Origin of the sequence: Enterobacillus tribolii, from assembly GCF_003363015.1 — a bacterium.
GTDB lineage: Bacteria > Pseudomonadota > Gammaproteobacteria > Enterobacterales > Enterobacteriaceae > Enterobacillus > Enterobacillus tribolii.
The window spans coordinates 33,511-53,669 of record NZ_QRAP01000006.1 but is presented as its reverse complement, the minus strand read 5'-3'; the positions used below and the strand labels follow the sequence as shown (position 1 = coordinate 53,669).

At 57.2% G+C, this 20,159-nt stretch carries 18 protein-coding genes; 2 read left to right on the top strand and 16 right to left on the bottom strand.

Going from position 1 to position 20,159, the window contains the following annotated elements:
• Positions 1 to 65: 65 nt before the first annotated feature.
• Positions 66 to 965, top strand: coding sequence for a DMT family transporter (locus C8D90_RS13430; RefSeq protein ID WP_115458972.1), 900 nt, complete (start codon positions 66 to 68; stop codon positions 963 to 965).
• Between the two features lie 49 nt (positions 966 to 1,014).
• Here the strand turns inward: C8D90_RS13430 and guaA are convergent, their stop codons facing one another.
• Entirely contained in the window at positions 1,015 to 2,592 is a 1,578-nt protein-coding gene (gene guaA / locus C8D90_RS13425; protein WP_115458971.1) for a glutamine-hydrolyzing GMP synthase, read from the bottom strand.
• Between the two features lie 86 nt (positions 2,593 to 2,678).
• On the bottom strand, positions 2,679 to 4,145 hold the full coding sequence (gene guaB, locus C8D90_RS13420) for an IMP dehydrogenase (RefSeq protein WP_115458970.1): 1,467 nt from the start codon (positions 4,143 to 4,145) through the stop codon (positions 2,679 to 2,681).
• 171 nt (positions 4,146 to 4,316) lie between these two features.
• On the opposite strand from guaB, the gene xseA reads away from it, so the two are divergent.
• On the top strand, positions 4,317 to 5,663 hold the full coding sequence (gene xseA, locus C8D90_RS13415; RefSeq protein WP_115458969.1) for an exodeoxyribonuclease VII large subunit: 1,347 nt from the start codon (positions 4,317 to 4,319) through the stop codon (positions 5,661 to 5,663).
• A 12-nt stretch (positions 5,664 to 5,675) separates the two neighbouring features.
• Here xseA and ccmI read toward each other — a convergent pair whose 3' ends face one another.
• From ccmI to ispG, 14 genes are all read right to left on the bottom strand, one after another.
• A complete protein-coding gene (ccmI, locus tag C8D90_RS13410; RefSeq protein ID WP_162844401.1) occupies positions 5,676 to 6,512 on the bottom strand; it encodes a c-type cytochrome biogenesis protein CcmI in 837 nt (278 codons plus the stop codon).
• Positions 6,509 to 6,922, bottom strand: a complete 414-nt coding sequence (nrfF, locus tag C8D90_RS13405) for a heme lyase NrfEFG subunit NrfF (RefSeq protein WP_196238511.1) — start codon at positions 6,920 to 6,922, stop codon at positions 6,509 to 6,511. The genes ccmI and nrfF overlap by 4 nt, the downstream gene beginning before the upstream one ends.
• Positions 6,919 to 8,793: a heme lyase CcmF/NrfE family subunit gene (locus C8D90_RS13400; protein ID WP_115458967.1), complete on the bottom strand. Its 1,875-nt coding sequence runs from the start codon at positions 8,791 to 8,793 to the stop codon at positions 6,919 to 6,921. Before C8D90_RS13400 ends, nrfF begins: the two co-directional genes overlap by 4 nt.
• Positions 8,794 to 8,811: 18 nt before the next feature.
• Entirely contained in the window at positions 8,812 to 9,771 is a 960-nt protein-coding gene (gene nrfD, locus C8D90_RS13395) for a cytochrome c nitrite reductase subunit NrfD (protein WP_115458966.1), read from the bottom strand.
• On the bottom strand, positions 9,768 to 10,439 hold the full coding sequence (gene nrfC, locus C8D90_RS13390; protein ID WP_115458965.1) for a cytochrome c nitrite reductase Fe-S protein: 672 nt from the start codon (positions 10,437 to 10,439) through the stop codon (positions 9,768 to 9,770). The genes nrfD and nrfC overlap by 4 nt, the downstream gene beginning before the upstream one ends.
• Positions 10,436 to 10,999 (bottom strand): cytochrome c nitrite reductase pentaheme subunit, encoded by a 564-nt coding sequence (nrfB, locus tag C8D90_RS13385; RefSeq protein ID WP_115458964.1) that lies wholly within the window; start codon positions 10,997 to 10,999, stop codon positions 10,436 to 10,438. The genes nrfC and nrfB overlap by 4 nt, the downstream gene beginning before the upstream one ends.
• Before the next feature lie 46 nt (positions 11,000 to 11,045).
• Positions 11,046 to 12,452: an ammonia-forming nitrite reductase cytochrome c552 subunit gene (gene nrfA, locus C8D90_RS13380; RefSeq protein ID WP_376744973.1), complete on the bottom strand. Its 1,407-nt coding sequence runs from the start codon at positions 12,450 to 12,452 to the stop codon at positions 11,046 to 11,048.
• A 456-nt stretch (positions 12,453 to 12,908) separates the two neighbouring features.
• Positions 12,909 to 13,130 (bottom strand): zinc ribbon domain-containing protein, encoded by a 222-nt coding sequence (locus C8D90_RS13375; protein WP_115458963.1) that lies wholly within the window; start codon positions 13,128 to 13,130, stop codon positions 12,909 to 12,911.
• Positions 13,131 to 13,143: 13 nt separating this feature from the next.
• Entirely contained in the window at positions 13,144 to 14,100 is a 957-nt protein-coding gene (locus C8D90_RS13370; RefSeq protein ID WP_115458962.1) for an AEC family transporter, read from the bottom strand.
• Positions 14,101 to 14,180: 80 nt separating this feature from the next.
• Positions 14,181 to 15,671: a ribosome biogenesis GTPase Der gene (gene der / locus C8D90_RS13365; protein ID WP_115458961.1), complete on the bottom strand. Its 1,491-nt coding sequence runs from the start codon at positions 15,669 to 15,671 to the stop codon at positions 14,181 to 14,183.
• Between the two features lie 136 nt (positions 15,672 to 15,807).
• Positions 15,808 to 16,989, bottom strand: coding sequence for an outer membrane protein assembly factor BamB (gene bamB / locus C8D90_RS13360; protein WP_115458960.1), 1,182 nt, complete (start codon positions 16,987 to 16,989; stop codon positions 15,808 to 15,810).
• Between the two features lie 11 nt (positions 16,990 to 17,000).
• Positions 17,001 to 17,624, bottom strand: coding sequence for a YfgM family protein (locus C8D90_RS13355; protein WP_115458959.1), 624 nt, complete (start codon positions 17,622 to 17,624; stop codon positions 17,001 to 17,003).
• Positions 17,625 to 17,637: 13 nt separating this feature from the next.
• Positions 17,638 to 18,912 carry a histidine--tRNA ligase gene (gene hisS / locus C8D90_RS13350; protein ID WP_115458958.1) on the bottom strand — a complete coding sequence of 425 codons (1,275 nt, stop codon included), beginning with the start codon at positions 18,910 to 18,912 and terminating at the stop codon, positions 17,638 to 17,640.
• Positions 18,913 to 19,034: 122 nt separating this feature from the next.
• Positions 19,035 to 20,159 carry a flavodoxin-dependent (E)-4-hydroxy-3-methylbut-2-enyl-diphosphate synthase gene (ispG, locus tag C8D90_RS13345; protein ID WP_115458957.1) on the bottom strand — a complete coding sequence of 375 codons (1,125 nt, stop codon included), beginning with the start codon at positions 20,157 to 20,159 and terminating at the stop codon, positions 19,035 to 19,037.

Genomic DNA, 20,159 nt, shown 5'->3' with positions numbered 1-20,159 from the left:
GTGTAAATTAAATCGTTTGAATCATGCCATGTTGCTGAGCAAAATGCCATCAATGGAGGCATTCTATGATAAACAAAAACTATATTGATAAAAGCTACATCGCTTTTGCGTTTCTCGGCATTGTCTGGGGAACCAACTTCATTTTCATGCGCTGGTCGAGCGAGTTCATCACGCCGGTGCAAATCGTGTTTCTGCGCGTACTGTGCGGATTTATCCCTATCCTGCTGTTTGCCTGCTACAAAAAAGCATTACGCGCAGCGCATCTGCGTTACGTCCATCATTTTCTGGTAATGGCGATACTGGCGACGGTGCTTTATTACTGGGCATTTGCCGCAGGCACGTCTTTGCTGCTGTCCGGCGTTTCCGGCGTACTCAGCGGCTGCATTCCTCTGTTTTCGTTTATTACCGCCCTGCTGTTCCTGCGCCAGGAAAAACTGACGCTGCGTAAAAGCGCAGGCGTGCTGTTGGGGCTGGCCGGCGTCATCCTCATTTCCCGCCCCTGGGAGGCCAGCGGCCAGGCCATCAGCTATACGGGCGTAGGTTATATGGTGCTGGGCGCCTGCAGTGTCGGATGTTCATTCGTTTATGCCAGAAAATATCTGTCGCCGCTGAACATTCCGGCGCTGGCGCTAACCACTTACCAGATTGGTTTGTCGCTGGTTATTCTGACGCTGCTGACGCCGTTTACCGGTCTTTCCGCCATCACCGCCAGCGTTAAAGCGTCGCTGGGGCTGATTTTAGGGCTGGGACTGCTGGGCACCGGGCTGGCTTATCTGACTTACTATTTCCTGATCGCCAGGCTGGGCGCGGTCGCCGCCGCTTCCGTTAGCTATATTCCGCCGGTTGTCGCGTTGCTGTGTGGGTACCTCTTCGCGGATGAGCCGTTGGGGATGTTGGAGATTGGCTCGATGGTACTGATTTTTAGCGGGGTGATTTTGCTGCAGTCGCGTAAGCAGGGGGAGTGATAAAAAAGCCATCCTCACGGATGGCTTTTTCGGCAGGTTTGTCAGGGGATCATTCCCACTCAATCGTCGCCGGCGGCTTACCCGAAATATCATAAACCACACGGGAAATGCCATTAACTTCATTGATGATCCGGTTAGAAACTCGGCCCAGGAAGTCATACGGCAAATGCGCCCAATGTGCCGTCATGAAGTCGATAGTTTCCACCGCACGCAGCGAAACCACCCAATCATACTTACGCCCGTCGCCCATAACGCCGACGGAACGCACCGGCAGGAACACGGTGAACGCCTGGCTGACCTTGTGGTACAACTCAGCCTTATGCAGTTCTTCAATGAAGATCGCATCGGCGCGGCGCAGCAGGTCGCAATACTCTTTCTTCACTTCGCCCAGCACACGCACGCCCAGGCCTGGTCCGGGGAACGGGTGGCGGTACAACATGTCGTACGGCAGACCCAGCTCCAGACCAATTTTACGCACTTCGTCTTTAAACAGTTCTTTCAGCGGTTCAACCAGGCCCAGCTTCATATCTTCCGGCAAACCGCCCACGTTGTGGTGCGATTTGATGACGTGCGCTTTACCGGTCGCCGACGCCGCGGATTCAATCACGTCCGGGTAGATCGTGCCCTGCGCCAGCCATTTCACGTCTTTCCGCTTACCGGCTTCTTCGTCAAAGACTTCAACGAAAACCCGGCCGATGGCTTTACGCTTGGCTTCCGGATCGCTGATGCCTGCCAGCGCATCCAGGAAACGGTTTTCGGCATTAACGTGCACGATATTCAGGCCGAATTGATCGCCGAACATCTCCATCACCTGCTGACCTTCATTCAGGCGCAGCAGACCGTTATCGACGAATACGCAGGTCAGGTTCTTACCGATGGCGCGGTGCAGCAGCAGCGCAGTAACGGAGGAATCCACCCCGCCGGACAAGCCGAGGATAACCTGGTCGCTGCCAACCTGCTCACGCAGGCGTGCTACGGTATCTTCGATAATGGTGGCCGGCGTCCACAGCGCTTCGCAACCGCAGATATCCAGCACAAAGCGCTCCAGCATACGCAGCCCCTGACGGGTATGGGTCACTTCAGGATGGAACTGCACGCCGTAAAAACGTTTTTCATCGTTCGCCATAATCGCGAACGGGCAGGATTCCGTACTGGCGACGGTGACGAAGTCCGACGGAATCGCGGTCACCTTGTCGCCATGGCTCATCCACACATCCAGCACCGGCTTGCCCGCCGCCGTCACGGCATCTTTGATGTCGTGGAACATCTTGCTGTCGGCTTTAATTTCTACCTGCGCATAACCGAATTCACGCTCGGTGGAGCTTTCCACCTTACCGCCCAGCTGCATCGCCATGGTCTGCATGCCATAGCACACGCCGAACACCGGTACGCCGGCATTGAAGACGTAGTCCGGCGCACGCGGGCTGTCGCCTTCGGTGGTGCTTTCCGGGCCGCCGGACAGAATGATGCCGCTCGGATTGAACTCGCGGATCTGCGCTTCCGTCACATCCCATGCCCAAAGTTCACAGTAAACGCCGATTTCACGCACGCGGCGGGCCAGCAACTGTGTGTATTGAGAACCGAAGTCCAATATCAGGATGCGATGCTTATGAATATTTTGAGTCATGTGAGGCCTTGTTTAAAAAATAAAGAGCCGAAAGCCGATAACGGTAAAAATCAGCCCGGCATTATACCGGGCTTTTGATAAAGAAATCAGGACCCCAAACGATAGTTCGGCGATTCTTTGGTGATGGTCACATCGTGAACGTGGCTTTCCTGAATACCGGAACCGGTAATGCGAACAAACTCCGCCTTGGTGCGCAGCTCATCAATGGTGGCGCAGCCGGTCAGCCCCATGCAGGAACGCAACCCGCCCATCTGCTGGTGAACGATCTCTTTCAGCCGGCCCTTATACGCTACACGGCCTTCGATACCTTCCGGCACCAGCTTGTCCGCCGCGTTATCGCTCTGGAAGTAACGGTCGGAAGAACCTTTTGACATCGCGCCCAGAGAGCCCATGCCGCGATAAGACTTAAAGGAACGGCCCTGATACAGCTCGATTTCTCCCGGAGACTCTTCCGTTCCGGCCATCATGGAACCCACCATCACGCAGGCTGCGCCGGCCGCGATAGCTTTGGCGATATCGCCGGAGAAGCGGATGCCGCCGTCGGCGATAACCGGAATACCGGTGCCTTCCAGCGCTTCAACCGCATCGGAAACCGCGGTAATTTGCGGAACACCGACGCCGGTAACAATACGGGTGGTACAGATGGAACCAGGGCCAATACCGACCTTCACCGCGTTCACGCCGGCCGCGGCCAGCGCTTTGGCGCCCGCGCCGGTCGCCACGTTGCCGCCGATGATTTGCAGATCCGGGTATTTGGCGCGCGTCTCGCGAATGCGCTGCAGAACGCCTTCAGAATGACCGTGAGAGGAGTCAATCAGCAGAATATCCACGCCGGCTTCCACCAGCGCGGCAATGCGCTCTTCATTACCCGCGCCCGCGCCCACCGCAGCGCCTACGCGTAAACGGCCATGCTCGTCTTTACAGGCATTGGGCTTACGTTCCGCTTTCTGGAAATCCTTAACGGTGATCATCCCCTGAAGACGGAAATCTTCATCCACCACCAGCGCTTTTTCCACACGTTTTTCATGCATTTTCTGCAAGACGACTTCGCGCGCTTCGCCTTCTTTCACCGTGACCAGACGCTCTTTCGGCGTCATGACCGCCGTGACCGGCTGATCAAGATCGGTGACAAAACGCACGTCACGACCGGTAATGATGCCCACCAGCTCGTTGCCGTTTTCCACCACCGGGTAACCGGCAAATCCGTTACGTTCGGTCAGGGCTTTCACTTCGCGCAGCGTGGTGGTCGGCGTTACGGTCTGCGGATCGGTAACGATGCCGCTCTCATGACGCTTCACCCGGCGCACTTCTTCAGCCTGGCGCTCAATGGACATGTTTTTGTGGATAAAGCCGATGCCGCCCTCCTGTGCCAGCGCAATCGCCAGACGGGCTTCCGTGACGGTATCCATCGCGGCGGACAACATAGGGATATTCAGGCGAATGGTCGCGGTTAGCTGCGTGCCGAGGTCGGCGGTGTTGGGAAGAACGGTAGAATGGGCGGGAACCAGGAGAACGTCGTCAAACGTCAGAGCTTCTTTTGCGATACGTAGCATGGGCAATATCTCACCAGAGTGTTGGACTGAACCAGATTTAATATTGCCGCGGCATTATACAGGCCGAAAACGGTTGCCTCCAGCACTTTTTTCATAAAAGTCTTGCGATGCTCACTGGCTTATGTACTATCAATCAATTAACACGTTGATTTAGAGTTTGATCTGCGTCACATGTCGATACCTTCTTCCCCCCCAATTTTTACCGTCAGCCGCCTGAACCAAACGGTTCGCCAACTGCTGGAAATGGAAATGGGGCAAATCTGGCTTTCCGGTGAAATCTCTAATCTGTCGCAGCCTGCTTCAGGGCATTGGTACTTTACGCTGAAGGACGATCGCGCCCAGGTGCGTTGCGCCATGTTCCGCAACAGTAACCGCCGGGTCACTTTTCGTCCGCAAAACGGTCAGCAGGTATTGATGCGGGCCACCATTACCCTGTACGAACCGCGCGGTGACTATCAGCTGATTGCCGAAAGCATGCAACCCGCCGGCGATGGCGCGTTGCAGCAGCAGTTTGAGCAGTTGAAACAAAAATTGCAGGCGGAAGGCTTGTTCGATCAGGCGCATAAACAGCCGCTGCCGGCACCGGCACGCTGCATCGGGGTAATTACCTCCTCCAGCGGCGCGGCACTGCATGACATTCTGCATATTCTGAAACGCCGCGACCCTTCCCTGCCGGTCGTGATCTACCCGACGCAAGTTCAGGGCAGCGAAGCGCCTGCGCAAATCGTACGCGCGATTGAACTGGCGAATTTGCGTAATGACTGCGATGTCTTGATCGTCGGCCGGGGCGGCGGTTCGCTGGAGGATTTGTGGAGCTTCAACGATGAGCGCGTCGCCCGCGCCATCTTTGCCAGCCGTATTCCCGTGGTCAGCGCCGTCGGCCACGAAACCGACGTCACTATCGCGGACTTCATCGCCGACCTGCGTGCGCCGACGCCCTCCGCCGCCGCGGAGCTGGTCAGCCGCAATCAGCTTGAGCTGCTGCGGCAAATCCAGAGCCAGCAACAGCGCCTGGAAATGGCGATGGACTATTACCTGGTTCAGCGCCAGCAACGTTTTTCCCGCCTGCAACACCGCTTGCAGCAACAGCACCCGCAATTGCGCGTCGCCAGGCAGCAAACGCAGTTATTCCGGCTACAGCAACGCCTGAGTGAGGCGATGCAAACCCGCTTGCGCATCGCCGTCCGTAATCTGGAACGCTTGGGGCAACGCCTGCAACAGCAGCAGCCTGCTCCGCGCATCGCCCGCCAGCAGCAGCGCCTGCAGCAGATTCACTACCGGCTGGAGCAGGTCATCCTGCGCCGCCTCGGGCGGGAACGGGAGCACTTCAAGGTGTTATGTTCCCAACTGGAGAGCGTCAGCCCGCTGGCGACGCTGGCGCGCGGTTACAGCGTTACCCGTACTTCGCAGGGCGAGCTGCTGAAAAGCATCGATCAGGCCCGGAACGGCGAGTTACTGCAAACCCGTGTCCCGGACGGTTGGGTGGAAAGCAGAGTGGAAAACGTCCGTAAAGCCTGACGCTGCAATAAACTACGGCATCGCGTTTTGCTGCATCATGCGCGCCGTTTGGATGGCTTCAATCAGTTTAACCCGGTTAATGCGCGGACTCCCGCCATCCAGCAGCGTCTGCCAGATGTCGATCGCCCGGGCATAATCAGCGGCAAAAAAGGCGTCAGAGGCCAACAGCATCAAGGCGGAAACCTCACCGGGATCCTGCGCCAGCGCACGATCGATCAACGCTCTGGCATCCGCGCTCAGGTGCTGACCGTCGCGGTAGTACAATACCGTCGCCAGCGCCGACAGCAACTCCGCGTTTTCACCACGCAGCGCCAGCGCGCGCTCATAGGCCTTCGTCGCGTGGTCATAGGCATTCAGCAGCAGATATTGCTCCCCTAACTCAGCCCACAGCACGCTGTCCTCCGGCGTCGCCCGCAGCGATGCCTTCAGTTTCTCCAGCCGGCGATCCTCCTTTTGCAGCGGCGTCAGCTCGCTGAAAGGATCGTTTTGTATCGCCGCGATGCCTGCGCGTACCCGGTGATAATCGCCGCTCAGCACGTAAGCGCCGCCGCTCAGCAGAACAACCGATACCCAGAGCAACAGCGCCATACGTCCGGACGGGCGTCCGGCCTGAACTTCAACCGCGGCAGGCGCTGGCAGGATGTCTTTCTCCAGCTCCCTTTGCAGCGCCTGCGCTAAAGCAGGATCCGCCAGCGCGCTTTCCGCCTGACGGCACTGCTGAGCGTAAATCGCCTCCGCCTCCTGCGCCTGCCGGCCATGCGTCACCGTACTCCGGAGACTGCGCGGCCAAAATAAAATGACGCCCAACGTCAATGCCATCAAAGCCAACAGCAATACGAACTCCGTCATTTTTCCGCCTCCTGACGCCACGCACGACGCTGGCGACGCATCGCCAGCCACCATCCCCCGCCCGCCATACCAACCAACAGCAACGGCGCTCCCCAAAGCAACAGGGTATGGCGCGTCAGGGAAGGCGTGTAACGCACAAATTCTCCGTAGCGTTGCGTCATAGACGCCACGATCTCGTCAGCGCTTTTCCCCTGCTCAACCAGGGTAAAAACCTCATGGCGCATAGTGACCGCCACCGGCGCATTCGACTCCATCAGATTCTGGTTCTGGCACTGCGGGCAGCGTAATTCACGTGCCAAATCATAAGCCTGCTTCTGTTGTTCAGGCGACGCGAATTGCCAGGTATCGACGATCTGCGCCGATACGCAAAGCGGCAGGAAAAACAGCAGGCACAAAATCAGGCTCTTCACCGGGATACCCTCCTGCCCATGCGATTCCACATCATACCGGCGATCATCAACACACCGCCGAGCCAAATCCACTGAACTCCCCGCTGGTAATAGAAACGCATCGCATAGCGCTCCCGGTCCGTTTTCTCACCGGCCACCACGTACCAGCTTCCCATCCAGCCCCAGTGAATGCCGGGTTCAATCATCAACTGGTTGCGTGCGGTGTAGTGACGCCGCTCCGGCATTACCGTCGCCAGCGTTTTCCCCTCACGCAGAATATCCACGCGCAAAACTTCGGCGGTGTAGTTCTCTTTGGCCTGCAGCTCCGCACTCACATAACGGAACTGATAGCCGGAGAGCGTCGTTTGCTGCCCCGGCGATAAATTCACGCTGACTTCATGATAAATACTGGCGGAAAATACGATCCCCAACGCGCTCAGCGCCACCCCGGCATGCGCCAGCAGCATACCGCCCAGCCGGGCATTGATGCGCGTAAACGGGCCAGCTTGCGCCACCGTCACGGACACGATGATCCCGACGATCGCAGCAGCCAATACGCCGATACCCGTAAGCCACGCGGCTAACAGCGCGACAATACAGGCCAGCGCCGCCAGCCCCAGGAGCGCCGTTTTACCGGGCGCCGGCGCGGATTTCCAGCGCACGCCGCCTGAACCGGCCATCAGCAGCAGGATTAGCACCGCGATGGGTGCCAGCGACAAGTTGAAATACGGCGCGCCGACGGAAATTTTTCCCCATCCCATCAGGCCGTACAACATCGGGTAGAAGGTGCCAATCAGCACCACCAACGTCACTACCGTGAACAGCAGCAACGCGCCCAGCATCAGGTTTTCACGCGAGAAAGGGAAGTAGCGCGCGGCGGCCGGCCGTAAATCGCAACGCGCGGCGTACAATCCCAACGCCAGGCAACTCAGCCCGGCGAACAAAATCAGCAAAGGCAGCGCACGCTCCGCATCCAGAGCGAACGCATGCACGGAAACCAGCATGCCGGAACGCACGATCAGCGTTCCCAACAGGCTGAGGATAAAGGTGAACAACGCCAGCAACAGCGTCCAGTGACGGAAAATGCCCCGCCGGGCGCTGACCGCCAGGCTGTGCAGCAACGCCGTCCCGCTCAGCCACGGAAGCAGGGAGGCGTTTTCCACCGGGTCCCAAAACCACCAGCCGCCCCACCCCAGCTCACAGTATGCCCACCATGAGCCCAGAATAATTCCCGCCGTCAGGAAGCCCCACGCCGGGCCGGCCCAGCGCCGTACCCAACCCGCAATCGCCGCATCAAAACGACCGTTCAGCACCGCGCCCAGCGCCATCGCCGCGCACAACGTAAACCCGGCATAGCCCAGGTACAGCAGAGGAGGATGAATAATCAACGCGATATGTTGCAGCATCGGGTTCAAATCCCGCCCTTCCCAGGCAGGAGGAAACAGCCGGGCAAACGGGCTGGAGAACCAGACGATAAAAATGATGAATGCCGCATTCACGCCGTTCATCAATGCCAGCGTTAACGCGGAGAAGCGCAGATCATAGCGGCGCGAAAGCAAGGCAAACAGCCCGCCCCACAGGGTCAGGGCCATCAGCCAGAACAGAAGCGAGCCTTCGTGGCCGCCCCAGCTTGCCGCAATTTTTAGCAGCAGCGGGAGATCCCGGTGCGAGTGCTGCGCAACGTACTGCACCGAGAAATCATCCCGGAGGAAGGAGAAAACCAGCACGGCAAAGGCGGCTACTACCAACAAACAGACCGCCACGCCTGCCGCCGGGGCAAAACGCAGCCATTCTTCCCTGCGGCGGACGCATCCCGCCCATACCAGCAGAGAAGAGGCGACGCTCAACATCAGCGCCGCCAGTAAGGCTATCGTTCCCAGTTCAGGAATCATCAACCGCAAAGTATCCCTTTACACCACCGTCATTTGCCCGGCGTACAACACAAAGAAACGTAACAGCAGAACGCCGCACAGGCTGGCGCCAGCCGTTAACCACAGTTGCAGGGAAGAATGCGAGCGCCATACCATGCGCACCAGCAGCGGCAGCACGAGGCCGATACCTACAACGCCGACCCAGAACCACCACGCCCAGAATCCGCCGCCGACGGCGGCCATCAGCGCTTCTTCCTTACCGCCGCCGCCCAGCAGCAGGCCGATCAGGAAGGCGGCCAGCAGGAAAATCTCAAGCCCGACCACCGGTTTTTCCAGACGGTGGACGAAGTGAATTTCCTGGCTGTCCGGTGAAACCCGGAACATTTTCACCGCGGTAAGTATCGCCACGGAGATCCCGGACGAGACGCCGGAAAACAAAAACAGCGCCGGCAACACCGGGTTATTCAGGAACGGATAAGACTTCAGCGCGGACAACAGAAAACCGGTATAGGCGCCCAGCAGCACCGCCAGCACCATCAGCAGGTTTTCCAGCCCGCGGGTAAAACCGGCCAGCCGGCTCACCAGCGTGTTAATCCAGCCCATGCGCGGCACAAAGCGCCGTTGCAGCCCGGCAACTTCCTCATGAAAGATGATCGCCAGCCAAACCAGCAGCACCACGGTATAAACCTGGAACAGCATAACCCCCATCGACATAACCGAGGTGAAGCTGTAGTGGAACATCAGCTTCCAGAACGTCCACGGCCGGGTCAGGTGGAAAATCAGGATCACCAGACCGACGATGATGGAGAGCGGCGCCACGATGGCAGTGGTGCGCATGATGCCGCTCTGCGCAGTACCCGCCTGCGGATGGTAACGGCGCAGCAGAATCGCGACGGTCACCAGCCCGGCGGAGATCCCGATCAGGAACAGATAAATAGCAATCGGCCAATCCCAGACCAGCGAAGGAAAGTGAAAGGCGGAGGACGTTGTCGTGTTCATTCCGCTATCTCCCCGTACTGTGAGGGCACCCGGTAGACCTTAGGCTGCGTACCCAGCGCCGCCTTGGCGCGGTACACCGGCTTCTCGCGCAACAGCACGGAAACGTCGCTGTTGGGATCGTCCAGGTTGCCGAACGTCAGGGCCTTGGTCGGACAGGATTCCACGCAGGCCGGTAACTTGCCCTGGGCCAGATTGGTTTTACGGCAAAAGTCGCATTTGTCCGCGGCTTTGCTCTCCGGGTGGATAAAGCGCACGCGGTACGGACACGCCGCGATGCAATACTGACATCCCACGCAGAGGTCAGGGTTAACGTCGACGATGCCGGTTTTGGCGTCGATAAACGAGGCGCCGGTAGGGCACACGTCCACGCACGGCGCGTTTTCACAGTGCTGACAGGAGTGCCGGTAAAACCGGTAATGCACATCGGGAAACGTACCGACAGGCTCGCTGCGCAGGATCTGCAACCGGCTGACGCCTTCCGGCACCTTGTTGACTTCCCGGCAGGCGTCCATACAGGCGGTACACCCGATGCACAGCGACTCATCATGCACCATGCCGTAACGTATTCCGTTAATATTCAGCGTTTGCGCTACCGTTCGGCCCGCCGGTCCAGACATAAAGATCAGCGCCCCGATGCCGGTAACAAACTGACGGCGAGAGTAGCTCATGGTATGTCCTTCAGGATCTTAACCGATGACGGATTGAAAGCCGGGTTTTCCCGCTGTTCACGGTGACAATCCACGCAGATCTGAATACGCCCCTTGTCGCTGAGCTTCTGCATCGGATCCGTTGCCGGGTGCAACTCGTGGCAGCTTGCGCAGGCAACTTTGTTCACGTGTACGTTATGCGGCCAGAAAGCGGCCTGCAGTTTCTCCGGCAGGTGGCATGCCATACAGACGCTGTTCTGCTGGCTGGCGGTATACACCGGCTCGTTGAAACGCATCACATCTTTCCCGCCTTCGCGGTGCTGCGGCCCCGGATTACCGTGGCAGTTGGTACAGGTTAACGCCTGGCCGTTATTCGGGTTGATGGCCTTCGCATGTTCGCCGTGCATGCCCAAATCCTGCGGCTTATGGCAACGGGTACAGGCATCGTCGGGATTGCGCTGCAATTCCACTTTATACGGCGCGTCGGCTCCGGCGTTTTCCTGAGCACTGGCGGGTAATGCGGAAAACATAAAGCAGCAGGCCAGCACCCCGGTGGCAAATAACGAACGTAATACGCTCATATTGACTCCACTGGTTATTCGCCCCGCTCTGCGGGGCGTTTTTTGGTTATTGGTCTAACAATCCTGCTTTACGAGCCTGTTCATCCCACTGGGGAACAACCGTCTTCAGGAATTCCTGTTTTTCTTTGTTCAGCGCGTCCATGTCCATTCCCAGAGCCAGCTGTGCTTTCGCCTTGGTAGAGATATCCGGCAGCGCGATTTCGTGCGTAATGCCTTTGGTCGCCAGCAGACGGGCCAGTTTGGTTCTGGCATCGGCAGACTTGTTGATCGACGTGCCTAACACCCGCAACGCAACGTCCGGCGCATGCATGGCGACGCCGTGTGAAGCGATGGCGTAATCCCAGCGCCACTGTGCGTGACGGATATCCTGCTGAATCGGCTTCATCTCAGCTTCGGTCGCACCGGCATCCCAGGCGGCTTTCGCTTCGAAGTGCGCGCGCACCAGCTGATCTTCCGCTTTGATCTTCAGGTCATGAATATCTTTCTTGCGCTGATCGACAATCGATTGCAGCGCCGCTTTATCCTGCGTATGGCAGGTGGTGCAGGTTTGATCGAAGTTATCAAACGGGTTGCCGATCTTGTGATCGGTATAAAGCAGGCCTTTCTCGTTTTTCACCTTCGGCATATGGCAATCAATACAGGTAACGTTATTTTTGCCATGTACGCCGTCGCGCCAGGTTTCATATTCCGGGTGCTGCGCTTTAATCATCGGTGTTTTTGACAGGGGGTTTACCCAATCCGCAAAAGCGATATTGTCGTAGTAAGCTTCCATATCATCAACGGTGGTTCCTTTGTCCCAAGGTAATTTCACGGCTTTCTTATCGCCGTCGAAATAATATTCCACGTGACACTGGGCGCAGACCATAGATTGCTGATCGAGACGTCCCGCTTTTTCAAACGGTTTGCCGATGGTGTCCATTGCGCGTGAAATATAAGGACGGGACAGCGTTAATGCCGGTTTGCCTTTGGCGAAATCATCTGATGCCGTATTGTGGCAGTCGGCGCAGCCCAGCGCGTTGACGATTTCCGGTCCGCCGCGCGCCCATTTACCGGTAAAGTAGCCGTCTTCGCCCTGCTCGCTGATTACGCGGGCCACATCGGGGCTTTTACAGCTCCAGCAGGCCATCGGCAACGGGCCGTCTTCCGGCGTTTTCGGCGCGCCGGTACGCAGGGTTTCACGTACGTCGGTCAGCGCATAAAAGTGACCGCGGGGTTTGTTGTAATCTTTGGCAAAAGGATATCCCGCCCACAGAATGACCATGCGGGGATCTTCCCCCAGCGCGTCAACCCGCTCGGACTGCTCGCTGGTCGCCTTCCAGGAGTTGTATTGTGACGGATGCATCGGTGCGAAACGATCGTTACGCGCTTCGACTTTCTGTTCCTTGGCTGCGTTCGCCGGCGGCGCAGTTTCCGCCTGACTCACACCCCAAATTCCCGCCAGCCCCAAAAGCATAACATGCAGTAATTTTTTGCTTTGCCTAGCCATAAGTGCGTCTTCCAGATTAAGGCCGAACCGGGAAAGGATGCCGGCAGCCATTTTATTTTTATCCGCCATCCTGCTGTCGAATAAACAAGGTGGCGTCAATCAGAGGGTTTTATTGCTCATGGATATAAGAACTAAAAACCACAATGAAAATATTGTTTTTAATCAAATCAGTTCAGGTTATGGGCGAAAAAATCGTTTTTTGCGAAGCAGATAGCAGGATGGAAATAGAATGACGGGAAGGCATAAAATAGAAATGCGCAGAGAGTCAGATTTTCGATAATAATTACCTGGTCACTCTCACAGTTAATAATAAATACCACTTTAGGGGTATTGAGTTAATTAAAAATAGCAAATTGGCGATTCAATATATCAGTGAGAATAAAAATCATCCGTTAATCTATTTAGCACAAATTACTTGTTAAGTCACAGCGGAATATAGCTAAAACGTACCCTCTTGCGGGAGATCAATCCGTGACCATTCTGGCAAAGGTAATCAACAGCGCCGCAGGCCTTCAATTCCTGCAATGGCTTTTCACACTCCGGGCACAGTGCCTGGCGTTGGTAACCCTGCCGGCAACGCTCACAAAAGAAGTGACCATCACGCCACAGCATATTCTGCCGGCAAACCGGGCATAGCGCATCCATCAGTTTTCTCCCGTTAAATGACGCCCAAATGGCGCAGTACATAGAGTCCCACAGCGGTGGTAAAAAAGGAACCCAGCGTCGTCAGCGCGATGATATTCGCCGCCAGCGTCGCATTACCGCCCATGGCACGGGTCATTACATAGCTGGCCGCCGCCGTGGGCGTTGAAGTAAATAAAAACATCACGCCGAGCTGCACGCCACGCAGCCCGATCGCCAGGCCGCCCAGCGTCATCAGGCCAGGCACCAGCATCAGCTTGGCAACTGCCGCATAGCCCGCAGTATTGGATGAGTTGAACATAGCGCGCCAGCCAATGCTGGCGCCGGTGCACAACAACGCCAGCGGCAGTGCCAGCGCGGAAATAAAGCTGCCGGTATCCGCGATCACTTTGGGAATCGTCCACCCGCTCTGCGCGTAAGCCAGCCCCAGCACGATGCCGATAATCAGCGGGTTGGTCACCACCCCGCGTGCAATCACGCCAATGCCGATGCCGCGCCGTCCGCTCCCCGCCAGTGAGCGGGTCAGCGTAATGACGGACAGCACGTTAAACATGATCACCGTTACCGCCATATACATCGAGCCGACGGCGACGCCTTCATCGCCATACGCGCTGGCGCAGTAAGCCAGGCCGACAATCGCCGTATTCGACCGAAACCCGCCCTGCACGAAGATCCCGCGTTCACGCGGCTCTTTCACCAGTTTAGTTGCCGCCAGTTCCAGCAATAAAAAGCACGCCAGCGTTGCTACGCCGCCGTACACCACAAAAGTCAGGTTACTGCCCAAATCGGCACGGTTAGCCGCCGTGCTGAAAAACAGCAGACACGGCAGGGAAAGATTGAACACCAACCGGGTGGCGCCGTCGCAAAACGCGTCATCCAATAGCCGGAAGCGCCGCAGCACGACGCCCAACATCAGCATCATCAGGTTGGGTACGGTAACGCCGAATGCAAAACTCCATGTTTCCCAGGACATGACACCATCCATACGCTTTGACAGGCCCAGACCGCACCGGCCGGCAGACAAAAAACAGGGCACATTCTGTGCCCCGTCTATTATTTACTCTTTTTCATATGCTGCATCAAGCGCTTACGTTTACGCATCTGATTCGGCGTCAGCGTATTGCGCTTGTTGGCAAAGGGGTTATCCCCTTCCTTAAACTGAATACGGATCGGCGTCCCCATAACCTTCAGGGAACGGCGGAAGTAGTTCATCAGGTAGCGTTTGTAAGCGTCAGGCAGGTCTTTCACCTGATTACCGTGAATAACGACAATCGGCGGGTTATAACCGCCCGCATGGGCATACTTCAGCTTCACCCGGCGGCCGCGTACCAGCGGCGGCTGGTGATCGTCCTGCGCCATATTCATGATACGGGTCAGTAAGGACGTGCTAACCCGGCGGGTCGCACACTCGTAGGCTTCCTGAATGGATTCAAACAGATTGCCCACGCCGCTGCCGTGCAGGGCGGAGATAAAGTGAATGCGGGCAAAATCGACGAAGCCGAGGCGCAGATCCAGCGTTTCTTTTACCTGATCGCGCGTTTCCTGAGACAAACCGTCCCATTTGTTGACCGCAATAACCAGCGAACGCCCGGCGTTGAGAATAAAGCCCAGCAGCGACAGGTCCTGATCGGAAATACCTTCACGGGCGTCAATAACCAACAACACCACGTTGGCGTCTTCAATCGCCTGCAAGGTTTTAATCACGGAGAATTTTTCCACCGTGTCCGTCACTTTGCCGCGTTTACGCACCCCGGCGGTGTCAATGAGTACGTACTCACGCTCATCGCGCACCATCGGAATATAAATACTGTCACGGGTGGTTCCCGGCATATCGTAAACCACCACCCGCTCTTCACCCAGAATGCGGTTAGTTAGCGTGGACTTACCCACATTCGGGCGCCCGACGATAGCCAGCTTGATCGGCAGGCTCTGCGGATCGAAGGCATCTTCTTCCTCTTCACCCTCCTCCGCCAATTCACCCTCTTCCTCCAGCTCAGCCCAATACGCTGCATTGGCCTCTTCTTCCGTCAGCTCGACTTCAACTTCTTCCGGCGGCATAAACGGTTGCAGAACATGCTCAATGAGCTGGGTGACGCCGCGTCCGTGAGAGGCCGCAATCGCATAGGTTTCTCCCAGCCCCAGGGCGTAGAAATCGCCGGTAACAACGTCAGGATCCAGGCCGTCGGTTTTGTTTACCACCAGAAACGTGGCTTTCTGCCGGCTGCGCAGATGCCGGGCGATGCCCTCATCCGCCGGCATCAGCCCGGCACGGGCATCCACCATGAACAGGACGACATCCGCCTCTTCAATCGCCAAAAGCGATTGTTCGGCCATATGGGTTTCCACCCCGTCTTCTGTGCCATCAATACCGCCGGTATCGATGACAATAAATTCCTGACCATTAACTTCGGCGCGGCCATACTTGCGGTCGCGGGTCAGTCCCGGAAAATCAGCCACCAGCGCATCACGGGTGCGCGTCAGGCGGTTGAACAGCGTGGACTTTCCCACATTCGGGCGCCCGACCAGCGCGACGACAGGTATCATTGTTGCAGCCTCGTTGAAATAATTTCTCTCCCGCATCCGGGCGCTCCGGAGCGGGGGTATTAATAAGACGAAACGGCCCCTGATGTTTGTCAGGAGCCGTTACAGGGCACATCCGTTATGCCCCGCGATAATATAATCAGCGGGTAATGGCGTAAACTTTTCCGCCACGCGCCTGAATAACCAGCTTGTCACCGGCAACCAAAGGCGCGCTCAGGAAGCCTGAACTGTCCACCTTCTGCTGTGCCACGAAGCGGCCGTCGTCGGCATTAACCCAGTGCAGGTAACCTTCACTGTCGCCAACCACCAGATAACCGTTATACAACACCGGCGCCGTCAGGTTACGGTGCAGCAGATCGCTGTTGGTCCACAGGGTCACGCCGCCATCGCTCTTCAGCCCGACCAGGCGATCTTTCTGATCCACCAGGAAAATACGGCCGGCATCTACGATGAAGTCATTCACCGCGCCCATTTCACGTTTCCAGAGCACTTGGCCGGAACGCAACTCCAGCGCCGTCAGGTTACCGTTGTAACCCAGCGCGTACACCACGCCGTCTACGATTACCGGGGTGGTATCTACGTCATTCAGACGATCGATCTCCGTGGCGCCGACCGGCTGGGAAATACGCTGTTGCCAGATCATCTGGCCCTGCTGCATCAGCACGGCGCTGACGCGGCCGTTATCGCCGCCGACGATTGCCGCACCGTAGGCGATTGCAGGCGCAGACTCGCCGCGCAGGGACAAAGAAGGCATATCGAGGTTAACCGTCCAGCGGATGGCGCCGTCAGACTCATTCAGCGCCTGCAACATGCCGTTGGAGGTGTGAATCAGTACCATGCCGTCGCTGATCACCGGGCGGGAAATCGCTTCACCGGCCACGACCGTTTTCCACTCAACGTTCCCTTCCGACGTGCTCAGGGCGTAAACCACCGCTTTTTCCGAGCCGACGTATACTTTGTCGCCGGAAACCGCTAAACCGCCGGACAACAGCGCGGGCGCAGAAGAGGAGAAAAAGCCGGATTTTTCGGCCAGGTTAACCGTCCAGGCAACGCTGCCTTTTTCGGCGTCCATCGCTTTCACGACGCCGTTACGATCGGCGGCGTAGATTTTACCGTCTTGCCAGGCCGGACGCAGGTGCGAATAATACTCACCGATGCCGTCGCCCACCGAGGTACTCCATACCGTATTCGGGCTGAACTGGTTTTCTACTTTAGGCAGGGGAGACATCGTCACCACGTCCGTCTCACTGCTGAACCATGAACATCCGCTCAGCAGCGTTACAGAGACCAGCCCTACCAGGAGCGTCTTACGCACTTGCATTCGTTATCCCCTTAGCTGGACAAATTATTCAGTTTCATTTTCAGCAGCGCCTGCAATGACTGAGACGCTTCCGAGGATGCCAGCCCTTTGCTGTAAGCATTCCGGGCGCCCTGCTGATCGCCTTTGGCAACCAGCACATCGCCGCGCACTTCGTCAGCCATGGCGACCCAGCCCTTGGCCGTAACACGATCCAGCGTCTTCTGCGCCTCGTCGTATTTCTTTTCCTGCAACTGCACGCGGGCAAGACGCAGGTCGATCAATGCGGCCAGGTTCTGATCTTTATTCTGCGCCGCAGCCCAGCTAAGCTGCTTTTCCGCGCCGGCGAAGTCTTTTTTATCAACCTGATGCTGCGCCAACTGCATTGCCGCCAGCACGCCGTAGCTGTTCTGGTTTTCCTTGATGAAAGCTTCCATCCGGGAAACACCGTCCGCTTTTCCGCCGGTCAGCGATTCGCTGGCCTGCTGATAAGACATTGAGGCGCGGGCCATGTTTTCCGTCTGATGGCTCTGCCAGTAGCGCCAGCCAAACAGCGCGCCGAAACCAATCACGATGCCAACGACGATAGCCTTGCCGTTTTCTTTAAAGAAGTTGCGAATGGCGTCAACTTGTTCGTTTTCTGTGGTATAGACTTCCACGGTGTCCTTCTCCTTAACCTAAGATCGTTGCCAGCAGCGTGGTGACGTCATCCTGAGCCACGGTTTGCTGGTCGCCATTACGCAGGTTTTTCACGTTAACCTGACCGGCATGCATTTCGTTCTCACCCAGCACAAGGGCGATGCGGGCACCCCACTTGTCCGCTCTGGCGAATTGTTTCTTAAAGTTTCCGCCGCCGTAGTTGGTCATCAGCTTAACCTGCGGCATAGCATCACGGATTTTTTCAGCCAGTTGCATAGCGGCGCTTTGCGTCCCCTCGCCGGAGGAGATCAGGTAGACGTCCACCTGGCCTTCGGCGCGAAAATCAGGGTTCACCGACTGCACCAGCAGCACCAGGCGCTCCATCCCCATCGCAAAGCCGATGCCCGGCGTAGCATGGCCGCCCAGTTGGCTGACCAGGCCGTCGTAGCGGCCGCCGGCGCAAACCGTACCCTGTGCGCCCAGGCTGGTAGTCACCCACTCAAACACCGTGCGGTTATAGTAATCCAGGCCGCGCACCAGGCGTTCGTTCACCCGGTAAGCGATACCCGCATCATCCAGAAAACGGCACAGACCGGCAAAGTGTTCGCGCGACTCCGCGTCCAGGTATTCGGACAAACGCGGCGCATCGTTCAGCAGTGCCTGTACTTCCGGATTTTTAGAATCCAGCACGCGCAGCGGGTTGGTATACATGCGGCGCTTACAGTCTTCATCCAGCTGTTCTTTGTACTGCTCAAGATAGGCAGTCAGCGCGCTGCGATAGTTTGCGCGGGCTTCTGCAGAACCAATGGAGTTCAGCTCCAGCGAAACATGCCCGGCGATACCCAGCGCCCGCCACCAGCGCGCCGTCATCATAATCAGCTCAGCGTCGATATCCGGACCTTCCAGCCCGAACACTTCCGCACCCAGCTGATAGAACTGGCGATAGCGCCCTTTCTGCGGACGTTCATGCCGGAACGCCTGACCCAGATACCAGAAGCGTTGTTCCTGATTGTACAGCAGACCATGCTCAATACCCGCACGCACGCAGCCCGCGGTTAATTCAGGGCGCAGCGTCAGGCTGTCGCCGTTGCGGTCTTCAAAGGTGTACATCTCTTTTTCGACCACATCGGTTACTTCGCCGATGGCGCGCTTAAACAACGGGGTCTGCTCTACGATCGGTAAACGGATTTCACCGTAACCATAGCTGCCTAATACCTGCTTCAGTACGGCCTCAATACGCTGCCACAGCGCCGTTTCGGCGGGCAGGTAATCATTCATACCGCGAATGGCTTGGATATTTTTTGCCACGACTGTTCTCTGTTCCGTTCTTTGTATAGCGGGTTAGCAAAGTCCCGATTATAGAGGGATTACGCTGCCCGCATCAATCCGGGTAAATAGGCTGCGGGCCGCACAGGCGGCCCAGCTTCCGGTTATTTATCTTCGATCTGGCTGACGTCGATGCGCTTGCTGTCATCCAGCATCAACGCTTTGGCGCGAATTTTCGCTTCCAGTTGGTCAATCATCTGCTCATTATCGAAGCGCTCTTTCTGGCGTACGCCGTCTTCGTAGAAGCCGCTCTTGTTGTGTCCGCCCGTTACGCCGATCGTAGACACCAGCGCTTCGCCGGGGCCGTTCACCACGCAGCCGATGATGGAAACATCCATCGGGGTAATGATGTCTTCCAGCCGCTGTTCCAGCGCGTTAACCGTGCCGATCACGTCGAACTCCTGACGCGAACAGGTCGGACAGGCGATGAAATTAATGCCGCGCGAACGAATGCGCAACGCCTTGAGAATATCAAAACCGACTTTAACTTCTTCGACCGGATCGGCCGCCAGCGAGATACGCAGGGTGTCGCCGATGCCTTCGGACAGCAACATCCCGAGGCCGATCGCCGACTTCACCGCGCCGCTGCGCATGCCGCCGGCTTCGGTAATACCAAGGTGCAGCGGCTGCTCGATGCGCGCCGCCAGCAAACGGTATGACTGCACCGCGAGGAAGACATCCGATGCCTTGACGCTGACCTTAAACTGATCGAAGTTCAGGCGGTCAAGAATATCGACGTGACGCATCGCAGATTCCAGCAGGGCTTCCGGCGTCGGTTCGCCGTATTTTTCCTGGATATCTTTCTCCAGCGACCCCGCGTTGATGCCGATGCGAATCGGGATATTTTTATCGCGCGCACAGTCAACCACGGCGCGGATACGCTCTTCGTTACCGATATTACCGGGGTTGATGCGCAGGCAGTCCACGCCGTATTCCGCTACCTTCAGAGCAATGCGGTAGTCAAAGTGAATATCCGCCACCAGCGGCACTGACACCTGTTGCTTAATCTGTTTAAAGGCTTCCGCCGCATCCATGGTGGGCACGGAAACGCGGACGATGTCCACCCCCACGCGCTCCAGGGCATGAATTTGCTTCACCGTCGCTTCCACGTCGGTGGTACGGGTATTGGTCATCGACTGAACGGAAATCGGCGCCCCGTCACCGACGGGCACCTTACCGACGTAAATCCGCTTGGACTTACGCCGGACAATAGGAGATGGGCTATGCAT